Source organism: Coprococcus sp. RTP21428st1_C9_RTP21428_210409 (assembly GCF_040227395.1).
GTDB lineage: Bacteria > Bacillota > Clostridia > Lachnospirales > Lachnospiraceae > Coprococcus > Coprococcus aceti.
Map to the genome: position 1 here is coordinate 1 of NZ_JBEHVV010000080.1, position 12195 is coordinate 12195.

Consider the following 12195-nt stretch of genomic DNA (forward strand, 5'->3'; position numbering starts at 1 on the left):
AGCCTGCATGATCGCCAGCAGTGTTCCTCGGTCTATCACAGCATCGCACATCTGTCCATCTCCAGCCTGTGCCATACAGTCCCAAGCCTCCCTCGCGCAGTCTCTCATGTGTTCTGGAAGTCTGTCCCACGCCTTGTCACTTACGATGGACAGCATCTTCTGACCGTCTATCTCGGCATTGTCGAAGAACACATGGGCAGGAGTCTCCCCGGCAACCACAGTCTTGATCGCCGCCTTGAGGTTGTGATACAGATCTGGAAGTCTTATGACATCGAACACGGACATATCATCCACCATCTCAGCCACAGCAGCCCACGTCTTGTCAGTCTCCGCCCTAAGTATGTCATTTTCATCCATACTGGCTTTATCACTATCGCCCCAGCCCTTCTCTATGATGAACTGAACCGCCTTCTTGTAGGAATCCGTGGCCACGAGCTGTTCTATGACTGCCTGACTCATAAGCGTCATCTCAAGTGCCCTGATCCTGGCAACTGCATATATATATTTGTCTGCCATCTGCCTACCTCCAGCTATCTGTTATCAACAAATAATAATTCATTTACCTTGTCTGCCAAATGTTCTCTGTTCGCGTCCAGCATTGCTCTGAATGAACAGTTTTCCTCGATTCCTCCGTAGATCAGGATAAATCCTCCATCTATATCACAGTTCCCATTGGACACCTTAAGGCTTCCTCCATGAGCTGCAGCTATCTGCTCTATCTGCTTCTCAGTCTGTGGTGTAAGTCGTTTTCTGTCTTTCCCGGAAAAACATATCTCTCCGCTTTTCGGCTGTACCGACTTCTCCAGACATTTGACGATCACCTGGAAATACTCCTCATCCGGGAGCGCCACCATTGCGTCATATGCCTTATCCAGCATATTCCCAATTATTGACTGCTTTGCCGCAAGTATCGCCTGTCTCTTCTTAAGTTCTGATGAGGACTTTGCCCTGAATGATCCGGACTTTTCTGCCTGGGCAACCTTCTCTCTGGTCTCCTCATTCATCTTATCCACAGTCTTTTTGGCATTTGCAATGATGGAATCCGCGTTTCTGGCAGCCTGAGCTTTGATCTCTTCAGCTTCCTTCTGCGCTTCCTGAAGGATCTGTTCTACGATTGTTTCCAATCCCGTCATAAAGTACATCCTCCTTACAAAAAGTTATAATTTGATTCCATTTACCGCAAGAATTGATACCAGAAGTGCAAGGATCGCATATGTCTCAACCATGGCTGGGAAAAGCATCGCCTTACCAAACTGATCAGGCTTCTTTACAACTATTCCAACTGCTGCAACTGCTGTCTTGCCCTGGTGCATTGCTGATACAAGACCAACTACCGCTATTGGAAGACATGCTGCAAGCATCATAAGTCCCTGTGCTACTGTGAGCTCCTTCGGTGTTCCTGAAAGGATTCCTATGTTGGACAATGCTATGAATCCAACAAGAAGTCCGTAGATACCCTGTGTACCCGGAAGAAGCTGGATGATAAGAACTTTTGCGAATTTGCTTGGATCCTCACTTACTACTCCTGCTGCCGCCTGACCAGCAACGCCTACTCCATATGCAGATCCCATGCCTGCAAGAATTACTGCAAGCGCAGCTCCCACTAATGCCAAAACCGTTCCCATTGTCATAATATTTTCTCCTCCTAAAATTGGTTTCTTATTTCTGTGTTTCTGTACCACTTACTATATCAACGTACTTCGTATTCTCTCTGAACGGCCTGAATGGATTGCCGCCGCCTTCGTAGAATTTGCCGAAGAACTCTACATACTGGAGACGGCATGTGTGCACGTATGCTCCCAGCATGTTGATCGCAAGGTTGAACAGATGTCCTACTATAAATACGATGATGAACACTATGGCTCCGAATATTCCATCGCCAGCCATGCTTCCCATCTGGTTTATTACCTGTGCTATAACTCCCGTCGCAAGTCCCAGAGCAAGAAGCCTTGAGTACGACAGCAGATCTGACAGCCAGCCTGTCAGGTTGTATATGTCATACAGCCCAAGCGCAAGCCTGAGCACCGGATTCTTGTGGTCTCTTCCCGACATGAGCACGATGATCGCAGCTCCCACAATCGCCAGTCCGTAGCTTGTATTCTTAAGCCAGCCAGGGAAATTGAACTGCATCTGTGCTATGGATGCGAACAGCTCCGTCGGCATGAGCATCAGCACAAGTCCTGTGATGAGCATGAACCACGACAGCACGTCGCATATGAATGACTTCGCATCTCCCTTCTTCAGACACATATATCCCTTGAGTGCCAGTCCGCCGAACAAATGTATAAGTCCGAACAGCAAAGAGAATAACAAAAGCTTCATCGGGTCATCCAGCGGTGCAAACCATACCGGCTTGAACGTCACCTCGTGGTGGAAAAACGTCCTCGATACCACCGTTATCAGGTCTCCGAAAAAACCGCCAAATAATATTCCCCATATCAGTGTGGATATACCACAGTACATGAACAGACGCAGGGACTTTTGAAGTCCGTTCTCCATCTTTGGGAATTTCCTGATCAAAATAAAACATGCCAGGAATATGATGAGTCCATACGCCGCATCGGACAACATGAGTCCGAACAGGAATATATAGAATATCGCCATCGGTGTGGTTGGATCCATCTCACCTTTTCCCGGAAGTCCAAATGACTCCAGTACACCCTCCGCCGATGCGAACATCTTCGGATTCTGAAGCTGTATAGGTGCCGCTTCATCCTCCGGAACATCATATACATCAGCCATCAGGCTGAAATTCTCATTGAGTACAGCCACTACCCTGTCTGCATCTCTCTCCAGCACATATCCCGATATGACAAATGTGCTCTTTGACTGGAGAAGGCTTCCAAGGACCTTATATTTATCCGCCCTTATGCGGTAATAGTCAGCCAGAAGTCTCAGCTTGTCTCTGTCATCAGCCATGGATACTAGTTCATTCTTCTTGTCCTCTATCCACTGTTCGAACTCCCTTATATCCGCCCTGTACTTATCCGTCTTCTGTTCAGGTGTTCTTTTGGAGAAATACGAAATTCTTGTAAATCCATGGGATCTCAATATCTCCTCCACCCTCTGTGATACAGTTTTAATGGCTATTGCCACCATACAAGTCTGGTCCTTATCAGATCCTACAACAGTGACTGTGTATCCCGCTATCTCCGGTTCCGCAGAGCTTATATACCCCTGAATATCCGTCTCCGTGAGCCCCGGTGGCATAGTTCCGATCATCACATCCGTCTTCTCGGTCCCTGTGGTATTGATCGGTATGTCCATATTCAGCCACGGCGCCAATCCGTCTATAGCCACCTGACATTTGACTATTCCCGCCTCACAGCCGGCTATGTCCTTGCTGATCTCCTGGATCTTTTTAACCTTACGGTTATAATCCCATCTTCCAGCTATGATCTCCTGAATGTCAGCCTCTGACGCCTCCTGCCGTCCTTCCAGGCTGGCAAATATGGATTTCTCCTCCGGAGCATATTTATCAATTATCTGTAAGGCTTCATCTGTATTCTGTACTCTCTTCTCGTACTTTGCTCTCTGGCTTGTGGTACTCATCTTCCTGAAGTCATCAGTCTCTTCGTTATCAGTCTGTATCTCAACCATTCCCAGCGACTGGAGCTTCTCAAGAATTGCTTTTCTGTCCCTCTTCATGGCACAGATCTCAATCTTCTTCATAGGAAGTACCGCCATACATTTACCCCCTTTCTTAAAATGCCTGCAGGACTTTTCATCCCACCAGCTCTGCGATGATCATGGAAGTAACCTCGCCTTCCATGGACGCTGCACGTTCCCTGAGATGTGCGATCTCAGCGGTGGCAATATCCATCGCCTTCACCGTGAGCTTCTCCTCCTCAGATCTGCCGGCTCCCTCGGCACTCTTCATGCTTTCTCTCGAAGCTGATCCTGCGGCCGCGATCATATCCGCAGCCTCCTTCTTTGCAGCAGCTACTGTATAGTCGGCTTCTTCCTTGGCCTTGCGAATGATCTCGTCAGCTTCAGACTCTGCATCGGTTATCTTCTTCATAGTCTCCTGCAGCATAACATTCCTCCCTTATAAAAATTTATGAGCAGACTCAATTCCATAAACACTTCATCAAAGCATCACTTTAGATTATTATGTCAAAACTCAAGTAATATTATTTTATAATGAGTTGGCTATATTGTAAATAAACATTTTGTAAAGTTTGTACAACCCCCTTGATATTTTTTTATTGTTAATGTACAATGTGACTATGTTGATAATACTTATGTTTATCCATTAATCATTTTTCTTCCTTTTAACGCGGTTATATGTCGAACAAATGATGCAGTTTGACGAAAACCGTATAAAAAAAGATCCCATGACAGTCTTGACCATACTGTCATGGGATTCTTTTTTGAGTATGAACGGGGTCCCCCTTACGGCATAACTTATTATACTACTCAATCATTCCGATTCTTCTTACGTGACGCTCATCATTTGAGAATGGTGTGTCGAGGAATATGTCGACTATCTTAAGTGCAAGTCCAGGTCCTATGACTCTGGCACCCATAGCCAGCATATTTGCATCGTTGTGCTCTCTTGTCGCCTGTGCCGAGAAGCAGTCGTGGCAGAGTGCAGCTCTGATTCCCTTTATCTTATTCGCTGAGATCGATATTCCTATTCCTGTTCCGCAGATGATGATTCCCTTATCACACTCACCTGAGGCTACTGCCTTTGCTGCTGCCTGTCCATATACCGGGTAGTCAACTGACTCTGTGCTGTAACAGCCAAAGTTCTTGTACTCAAGGCCTCTCTCCTCAAGATGCTTTATAACCTCCTGCATAAGCTCATATCCGCCGTGGTCACATCCAAGTGCTATCATGTTCTGATTCTCCTTTTTATATAATATTTTTTTCGAAATTAGCTAACAGCTTATTATCCTGTGTCCTGCAGCCTTGATGAGACGGTTCATGATGGCGTAGCCCATGTCCCCCTCCTCAAATGACTCGCTGTATATATACTGTGCACCTATGTCATCACAGGTTCTGAGCAGACTGTACAGTCCGGCAGACACAGTTATCTCGTTCTTCTTGCTTCCGGCATCGTATACGTTCTCGCATACTCCGTCATCATAAAGACTGACATTGTCAGTGTCACACAGTACCGCAGTCTTGTATCCCTGCGCCTTTTTCTCCGCAACAAGACTTCTTATCTTCTCAGCCGCAGCCAGTCTATCGCCCTCTACTATGCTGAGTTCTCCCTTTGGAGCATAGTGTGTGTACTTCATCCCCGGAGCCTTAGGTCTCAGAGCATTGTTCACACCTGTTATCGCCGGATCTATAGTCACATCGCCAACGATATCCCTTATCATCTCCGGAGTGATATATCCAGGCCGCAATATAGTCGGTCTGTCTCCGGTCATGTCCACTATCGTCGACTCTATACCGATTCCGACTGCCCCGCCGTCGATGATCATATCTATCCTGCCGTCCATATCCTGCTGCACATGCTGCGCAGTGGTCGGGGATGGTCGTCCAGACAGATTGGCACTTGGAGCTGCGATATACACTCCCGAATCCTTTATGAGCCTCATGGCAACCGGATGCGATGGCATCCTGATGGCAACCGTATCAAGTCCGCCAGTGGTCGTGTGCGGAACGACCTCTTTCTTGTTGAGTATGATGGTGAGTGGTCCCGGCCAGAATGCTTCCATGAGCTTCTTCGTGTCGTCACTTACTGTCTCCGCCAGTTCATACACGCTTGATGTCTCTGCTATATGGACTATGAGCGGATTGTCCGATGGCCGGCCCTTTGCCGCATATATCCGATGTGACGCATCCGGATTCAGCGCGTCTCCTCCAAGGCCATACACTGTCTCTGTCGGAAATGCTACAAGACCACCTCTCTTAAGTATCTCCGCCGCCTGCTCATACATGCGGTCGTCATCCACTCCTGCTTTTGCAATTATAGTGTTCATCACTTTACCTTCTTCTATAATAAATTGTTATCGCTTCTATATTATTGCATATACGCCCATATTTTAGCCCAGCACCGCATGTGTGTCAAATGTTTAGGCTATATTTGGGTAACATATATCATATAACGTCCGCCGCCGTCATATAAAATAGTAATTACACTTCCCGGGTATCACCGATGCGTACTTCCACCAAATTATACATACTTGTATTTGCCATAATATTTGCAGTAATACTTCCTCCAATCCTCTGCTACATATTTATAGTCCGTCCCGCAGACCATACAGCCGGGCAGGATACTTCCACCAATACAGGAAATGGGCGCGCATCCACCGAAGGTTTGGGCACCACAGATGCGGCAAAATCATTTACGATCCTCATCGATCCGGGACACGGCGGATTTGACCCGGGTAAGGTCAGCCCGGATGGGATCATGGAAAAGGATATAAATCTGGCCATCGCCTCAAAACTGGCATCGGCACTTACGGATCAGGGATTTTCCGTGTATCTGACCAGAGACTCCGACAAGTCCCTGAACAGTGAAAATGCATCCAGCAAGAAGACTTCAGATCTGAAAGCCCGCACCAACCTCGCCACAAATGTAAACGCTGATCTCTACATCAGCATCCACCAGAACAGCTATTCAGCCGAGTATGTCCACGGAGCGCAGGTATTTTATTACTCCACTTCCTCCGGTGGTAAAGCCTTGGCGGAGTGCATCCAGGAGCATCTCATCTCCGAAGCCGATCCATCCAACACACGGGCGGCAAAGGGCAATTCCGAATACCTTGTTTTGCGGGAAAGTCCATGCACCGCCGTCATCGTTGAGTGCGGCTTTCTGAGCAACACAAAGGAATGTTCCGATCTGTGCAATGATGAATACCAGACCGCCCTAGCAAACGCCATCTGCAATGCAGTCTGTACATGGCATGAACAGCACGCCAAATAAAACCAGGAGCTCTGCTGTGACAGCGGCAGAGCCCCCCAAATAGATGTTAAGTGTAATTCTGTGCATATAATTATGTTCTATATGCTACTGCTGCCTTTTAACCCCCTATAGGCATCACCCCCAAATAGTTTATTTTTCCATCCCTGCCATGCAATGTAAAGACAGATGTGTTGTGATGTATTATTCTCCTTTTATGTGCCATGTGTCAGTTATGGAAATGTGTGAGCACTGTCATATCACTATCTCTGGGAATTGTATCTGAGACGATAAGAATCAGACAGAATTTGTAGAAAAATAAAGAAATGAGCTCATCTAAATATCCTGAGCACGTCCCGCTCACAACTCCACAATAACGCATAAAAAGCCATTTTCCAACCCCATTTGAGCATATTTTATGAAATTTTCATAAAAGTATACATAACGTAGAATTAGGGATATTTTTTCACGGAAAATTCCAATATTTTCTCCATATATCCTATTTACTTGCTTGACAAATGTGGTAAACTATAATACACATTTTAATACCATTAAATTATTGAAGGGGGTCGATTCTATGAAGATTGAACGTCTAAGTGAAAATCAGATAAGATGCACACTCAACAAAGCCGATCTCACCGAAAAGCAGCTCAAGATCTCCGAGCTTGCCTATGGCACACCGAAGGCAAAAGAGCTCTTCAAGGATATGATGCAGCAGGCATCTGTAGAATTAGGCTTTGAGGCTGACGACACTCCACTTATGATCGAAGCCATACCGGTATCACCAGATTGTCTCATACTCATTGTGACAAAGGTTGAAGATCCGGAAGAACTGGATACCCGCTTTTCCAGATTCTCAAAGACCAGCGAATATGATATTGATGACGATGACGAATACATGGATGATGATGACATAGATGACGATCTTGACGACAACGATGAGTCCAGGGATAACAACGGAACCATCGCAAGACTTGAGATCAGTGGATCCGGTTCCGTTCCACAGGGCGTAAGAGAGGCACTTGAGGGCATTTTCAACACCATATCCGGACTTGCCGGAACCGCAGGAGATTTTGCCGCTGCGGCAAATGGCAGCAATGCATCATCTGATGACAGCACCACAGGCACTGCCGCCAGTACAACAGGCAGCACAAAGGAATCAGGTTCAGCAAGGGAGAGCATGTGCTCACTGTACATCTTTGACTCACTTGCAACCATCATAAGTGCAGCAAAACAGGTTGCTTCTTTCTACTTCAGCGAGAACTGCCTGTACAAGAATCCTTCCAACGGAAGATATTATCTGGTTCTCACGAACAGCAATAACACAAGCCAGGAATTTGTGAGAGTCTGCAATATCCTTGCAGAATACGGAACAGCACAGAAGCTCACATATGCCATGCCGGCACATTTCAAGGAGCACTTCACCGCTATTATGCCGGAGGAAGCACTTCAGACACTGTCAGCATTATAAGTAATAGCCAGAGATTCCGGCGCAGCAAAAAAGACGTACCGCACAAGCGATACGTCTTTTTGTTTTATATGTCAATATCATCATTCTCGATAACTGCTTTTGGATTGGTGTAGAAGAGCTCCGTCATGTAATCCTCTCCATACTTTCGCTCTATGTACTCAGCACACTCCCTGAGGTATGGTGCTTTATCCTCTGAATCCAATGCATCACTTGCCACAAAGTGAACAAGCTCTCCCTTGAGAAGCTTTCTCGAAAAATTCTTGATGTCATGTCCAAGATCTCCAACCACAGCCGATGCACTTATCTGTACATATGCACCAAACTGAATGAGCTCCTCGACCTTGTCCTCGTCTTCCTCAAGACATTCATACTGTTCTACATTGGCAACTATCGGTATATATCCGTCCATATTGATGTCTCTTATAGCTTCAGATATCGTCTCAAAATCCACATCGTAAGGGAATCTGATCATAACATACTTGCTGTCTGCCATGGAATCCAACTGACCAGATATGATCTTCTGGTGGTTCTCATCGTTATACTCTATCTCTCTTCCAAGATAGACTCTGTAATCCGGATCTATCTTTCCAGCTTCAACGTTGAGCTGTTCCACAAGTCTGTCCAGTTTGTCTCCATCCATTATCGGATTCTTCTTGTTGTATGGCGGGGTGGCAACTATCGTCCTTATTCCCTCATCATACGCTATTCTGAGCATCTCTGCCGCTTCCCGGAAATTATCCGGTCCATCCTCTGTTCCCGGTAAAATATGACAATTAATATCTATCAGTCCAAATATTCCCTGCCCGGGAGGATTTGTTCCGTCTGTCTTCATATATCTCTCCATCCTTTATAGTACACCTGGTTACTTTGGCAAGTATACTACTCAGCCTCCTTTTTTGCAAGATAATCATTGATCTCCTGCTCAAGCTCCTCTGCATCAAGTCCATGAACGGCTGCTGCCTCCTCAAGACTCTCTCCTGCTGCTGCAAGGCATCCTATGCAATGCATACCTGCTGCCATCAGTATTGCTGCATTTCCTGCATCAACTGCAAGAATGTCATTTATAAGCATGTCTTTACTTATCTTTACCATTATTTATATCCTCCTTAGATTGCGCTCTTACTCAGCATTCACATTATATTATACCCAATTTTAAATGTCTATCCCTTTTATTGTTACTTATTGATAAAACCCGTTGTTGATAAATATTATTATCACTTGCTAATTAATGAGTTTTGTTTTACAATAAGCGTGTGATTATTTTTACTTTATAAGGAGGAAACAATTATGGCATTCGTTATTGGCGATTCATGTATCGGTTGTGGTTCATGTGCTGGTGCTTGTCCAGTAGGTGCTATCAGCGATAATGGCGGCGTATTTGTTATCGATGGTTCACAGTGTATCTCATGTGGTGCTTGTGCTGGTTCTTGTCCAGTAGGAACAATCGCAGAGGAGTAATCTACATGATCCGTAACATTCGGATCCATGCTAAGTAACTTATACTACAACTATTATAAAGAAAACGGAGCGGTAACTCGCTCCGTTTTCTTTTTATCTTTATTCCTCAACATAAGTGTAGGATTCATTGTGCCACTGGAGCATCATATCCGTATACTCATCTCTTGACACAACTATCTCCTTGTCCTCGACAGGATCATAATATCTTATGTCTGCCTCATTATAGCTCACTATGAGAACATATCTGCCATCGCTTATCCTCGATATTACCGGTATTCCCGAACTCACATAACCGAGGAGCATATCCAGCGAAAGACCTGTAACATCTATGCCCTGTCTCTTTCCAAGAGAGTTAAGAGCCTCGACAGGATCTGTATACTGTGCTATATCATCCTCTGTCACCTGTACTCCCTGATACGTCAGAACCATGTACAGACAGTCGCCGAGTGACGCATCCACACTTCGCGTACTGCGATGGAATATTCCAGAGGCAATGGTGTTGTATTCCTGGCTCTCAGCCTGCCTGTATATTACCTCGCCTTCGCTTGACACCACTATACCTGATACAGACACTGCATAATTTATCGCATCACCCGCCACGTCATATATCTTTGAAAGTCCAAGATTGTCGTACACATGATAGGTCACCTTATCACGCACTACTGTCATTATCATACTTGCAACATCAGGATCTATCTTTTCCTTTGTTATGTTCAGCGCCGGTATATAGCTCAGATACATATTTGACGGAACCGTAAAATACAGCCTGTCATATCCGGTTATGGATGACAGATGGGTAGTTCCTATCGTCTCCTTTGTATCGTCCTCCTTGAAGGTTATGAAATCATCGTCCACAGACTTGAATCCACTGTCGGATTTCTCTCCTCTTGTCAGATACAGCAGATTCGTATCCACATCAACCTGCATCAGATAATACCCGCTCTTTGCGTATTCCTTTATCTGCTCGCCATCGCTGTTTACTATATACAATCTGGATGCAGGTATGTTATCTCTGGACTCCTCGCTGTACCTCGTACCAACAAATGACTCAGCATCCACATCAACCTGCGCATCAGATATGCTCGACACTCCGTATACCATATCCGAGTCCTTAAAGCCATAGCATATCAGACATTCCCCTGCTCCGGCGGTGATCTCATAACTCTTTCCGGTATGCATATTCATCAGAGTCAGCTTTGTATTGCTGCTCTGGTCCTCGCTCTCTCCATACGCCATAACTTCCATGTTCACCGACACCTTGACATCGCTGGCTGACAGTCCCTCCGCAATATAAGACTGCTGTCTCGTCCTCATGTCCACGGCGTTCACCTTTCCGCCGAGCATGTAATAAAACTTATCTCCGTCGTAATATGTCAGTCTAGAGGTCTCGCTCTTCATAGCCTCATAAGGCACATTGCACTCGACGAACAGAAGCTCGTCCACCTCCAGAGTCGTATAATCAAATGTATACAGCGCAACTCCGAGCTTTCCCTCATGATCTCCGCTGTTCATATATCCATACACCGCAAATGTCATATTTCCATCTTTGTCAAAGCTTATGATGTTCATGTCATGGTCGGAGTAAGTGTTTGAGTCATTTGCATGGTCATCCATTCCTGATCCGTATACCAGAGTTATCTGTCCATCGCCGTAGTCATACATCCAGAGCTGTCCATTTCTCACAAATGCGATCTTCTTGTTATCCTCTGTGTAGCGGTATTCCAGATCATCCGATGACACGATACCTATCTCATACACATTGTTTATGGCATCTATGCCGTCTTTGTCAAAATACTCGTCCACATATCTGTCATAGCTGAGCATGGTGATCTTCGGCTCAGTCTCCGTAACAGTATCTGCATCCTGTTCATCCGAATAGGCCTCATCATACGAAGCTGTTTCGTCAAAATATATTCCATCAGTGCCGGCTCCGTCCGCCTCATCAGTCTGGCTGGCAACAGGCACATCCTTGTAGCTGATCTTATAGAACTCCTTAACTGTATAATAGCTCATGACATCCTGCGATGTGATGGACATGGCTTTATATTCCATCTCGATCACCGCATAGTTGACATCTATCTCCTTTATATATGTGTTTACATCGCTTATAACCGTAGGCTTAAGTCCATCCCAGAGGAGATCCGAGTATGCATTTGCAAGATTCACATGTCCCAGTCCGTAGGAATCTCCCGTTCCGCCGCCCGTGTATTCCTGCTTGTAGGTTCCTATGACAGATTCCGACTCCAGCTTGTCAAATGCAAATGTCGCATCGTGGAAATCCTTTGCGGCATTCAGCAGTTGGGACTCATGATAATTGTCATTTACGACCACTCTGGTATAGTATGAAGCACTCCTGCCATCACCGCTCTTAAGCTTGACAACCAGCATATACTCCATATCCTGCTTG

The 12195-nt window shown here is 45.7% G+C and carries 13 protein-coding genes; 3 read left to right on the plus strand and 10 right to left on the minus strand.

Translation table 11 applies throughout. The annotated features are described in order from the left end of the window. The 7 genes from ABUA34_RS12285 to ABUA34_RS12315 form a co-directional block, all read right to left on the minus strand. Positions 1 to 516: V0D/AC39 family V-type ATPase subunit (locus ABUA34_RS12285; RefSeq protein WP_349823404.1), on the minus strand; the 516-nt coding region annotated here is incomplete at its 3' end. 14 nt (positions 517 to 530) lie between these two features. After that, positions 531 to 1133, minus strand: coding sequence for a V-type ATP synthase subunit E (locus ABUA34_RS12290; RefSeq protein WP_022217530.1), 603 nt, complete (start codon positions 1131 to 1133; stop codon positions 531 to 533). Positions 1134 to 1157: 24 nt separating this feature from the next. Continuing rightward, the gene (locus ABUA34_RS12295; protein ID WP_004850778.1) at positions 1158 to 1631 is read right to left on the minus strand and encodes a V-type ATP synthase subunit K; all 474 of its coding nucleotides are present in this window, start codon (positions 1629 to 1631) and stop codon (positions 1158 to 1160) included. A 28-nt stretch (positions 1632 to 1659) separates the two neighbouring features. Next, positions 1660 to 3687, minus strand: a complete 2028-nt coding sequence (locus ABUA34_RS12300) for a V-type ATP synthase subunit I (RefSeq protein ID WP_161171510.1) — start codon at positions 3685 to 3687, stop codon at positions 1660 to 1662. Positions 3688 to 3724: 37 nt separating this feature from the next. Continuing rightward, entirely contained in the window at positions 3725 to 4036 is a 312-nt protein-coding gene (locus ABUA34_RS12305) for a vacuolar (H+)-ATPase G subunit (protein ID WP_015534275.1), read from the minus strand. A gap of 379 nt (positions 4037 to 4415) precedes the next feature. Continuing rightward, the gene (rpiB, locus tag ABUA34_RS12310; RefSeq protein WP_015534276.1) at positions 4416 to 4841 is read right to left on the minus strand and encodes a ribose 5-phosphate isomerase B; all 426 of its coding nucleotides are present in this window, start codon (positions 4839 to 4841) and stop codon (positions 4416 to 4418) included. A gap of 42 nt (positions 4842 to 4883) precedes the next feature. Then, the gene (locus tag ABUA34_RS12315; RefSeq protein WP_349823405.1) at positions 4884 to 5936 is read right to left on the minus strand and encodes an L-threonylcarbamoyladenylate synthase; all 1053 of its coding nucleotides are present in this window, start codon (positions 5934 to 5936) and stop codon (positions 4884 to 4886) included. A gap of 176 nt (positions 5937 to 6112) precedes the next feature. On the opposite strand from ABUA34_RS12315, the gene ABUA34_RS12320 reads away from it, so the two are divergent. Next, positions 6113 to 6883 carry an N-acetylmuramoyl-L-alanine amidase gene (locus ABUA34_RS12320; protein WP_055271943.1) on the plus strand — a complete coding sequence of 257 codons (771 nt, stop codon included), beginning with the start codon at positions 6113 to 6115 and terminating at the stop codon, positions 6881 to 6883. A 553-nt stretch (positions 6884 to 7436) separates the two neighbouring features. Continuing rightward, positions 7437 to 8330 (plus strand): adaptor protein MecA, encoded by an 894-nt coding sequence (locus ABUA34_RS12325; RefSeq protein WP_349818699.1) that lies wholly within the window; start codon positions 7437 to 7439, stop codon positions 8328 to 8330. Between the two features lie 64 nt (positions 8331 to 8394). Here the strand turns inward: ABUA34_RS12325 and ABUA34_RS12330 are convergent, their stop codons facing one another. Beyond that, positions 8395 to 9162, minus strand: coding sequence for a CpsB/CapC family capsule biosynthesis tyrosine phosphatase (locus tag ABUA34_RS12330; protein WP_022217525.1), 768 nt, complete (start codon positions 9160 to 9162; stop codon positions 8395 to 8397). 47 nt (positions 9163 to 9209) lie between these two features. Then, positions 9210 to 9422: a DUF1858 domain-containing protein gene (locus tag ABUA34_RS12335; RefSeq protein WP_015534281.1), complete on the minus strand. Its 213-nt coding sequence runs from the start codon at positions 9420 to 9422 to the stop codon at positions 9210 to 9212. 195 nt (positions 9423 to 9617) lie between these two features. Between ABUA34_RS12335 and fdxA the strand changes: the two genes are divergently transcribed. Further along, positions 9618 to 9788: a 4Fe-4S ferredoxin gene (fdxA, locus tag ABUA34_RS12340; protein ID WP_015534282.1), complete on the plus strand. Its 171-nt coding sequence runs from the start codon at positions 9618 to 9620 to the stop codon at positions 9786 to 9788. A gap of 99 nt (positions 9789 to 9887) precedes the next feature. Here the strand turns inward: fdxA and ABUA34_RS12345 are convergent. Next, positions 9888 to 12195 (minus strand): cysteine peptidase family C39 domain-containing protein (locus ABUA34_RS12345; RefSeq protein ID WP_349823406.1); only part of this gene is annotated, 2308 nt, incomplete at its 5' end.

What these genes read in the sequence shown, in the direction of transcription:
- ABUA34_RS12290 (WP_022217530.1), bottom strand. Translation starts at nt 1,133, where the DNA reads ATGACGGGATTGGAAACAATCGTAGAACAGATCCTTCAGGAAGCGCAG.
- ABUA34_RS12295 (WP_004850778.1), bottom strand. Translation starts at nt 1,631, where the DNA reads ATGACAATGGGAACGGTTTTGGCATTAGTGGGAGCTGCGCTTGCAGTA.
- ABUA34_RS12300 (WP_161171510.1), bottom strand. Translation starts at nt 3,687, where the DNA reads ATGGCGGTACTTCCTATGAAGAAGATTGAGATCTGTGCCATGAAGAGG.
- ABUA34_RS12305 (WP_015534275.1), bottom strand. Translation starts at nt 4,036, where the DNA reads ATGCTGCAGGAGACTATGAAGAAGATAACCGATGCAGAGTCTGAAGCT.
- rpiB (WP_015534276.1), bottom strand. Translation starts at nt 4,841, where the DNA reads ATGATAGCACTTGGATGTGACCACGGCGGATATGAGCTTATGCAGGAG.
- ABUA34_RS12315 (WP_349823405.1), bottom strand. Translation starts at nt 5,936, where the DNA reads ATGAACACTATAATTGCAAAAGCAGGAGTGGATGACGACCGCATGTAT.
- ABUA34_RS12320 (WP_055271943.1), top strand. Translation starts at nt 6,113, where the DNA reads ATGCGTACTTCCACCAAATTATACATACTTGTATTTGCCATAATATTT.
- ABUA34_RS12325 (WP_349818699.1), top strand. Translation starts at nt 7,437, where the DNA reads ATGAAGATTGAACGTCTAAGTGAAAATCAGATAAGATGCACACTCAAC.
- ABUA34_RS12330 (WP_022217525.1), bottom strand. Translation starts at nt 9,162, where the DNA reads ATGAAGACAGACGGAACAAATCCTCCCGGGCAGGGAATATTTGGACTG.
- ABUA34_RS12335 (WP_015534281.1), bottom strand. Translation starts at nt 9,422, where the DNA reads ATGGTAAAGATAAGTAAAGACATGCTTATAAATGACATTCTTGCAGTT.
- fdxA (WP_015534282.1), top strand. Translation starts at nt 9,618, where the DNA reads ATGGCATTCGTTATTGGCGATTCATGTATCGGTTGTGGTTCATGTGCT.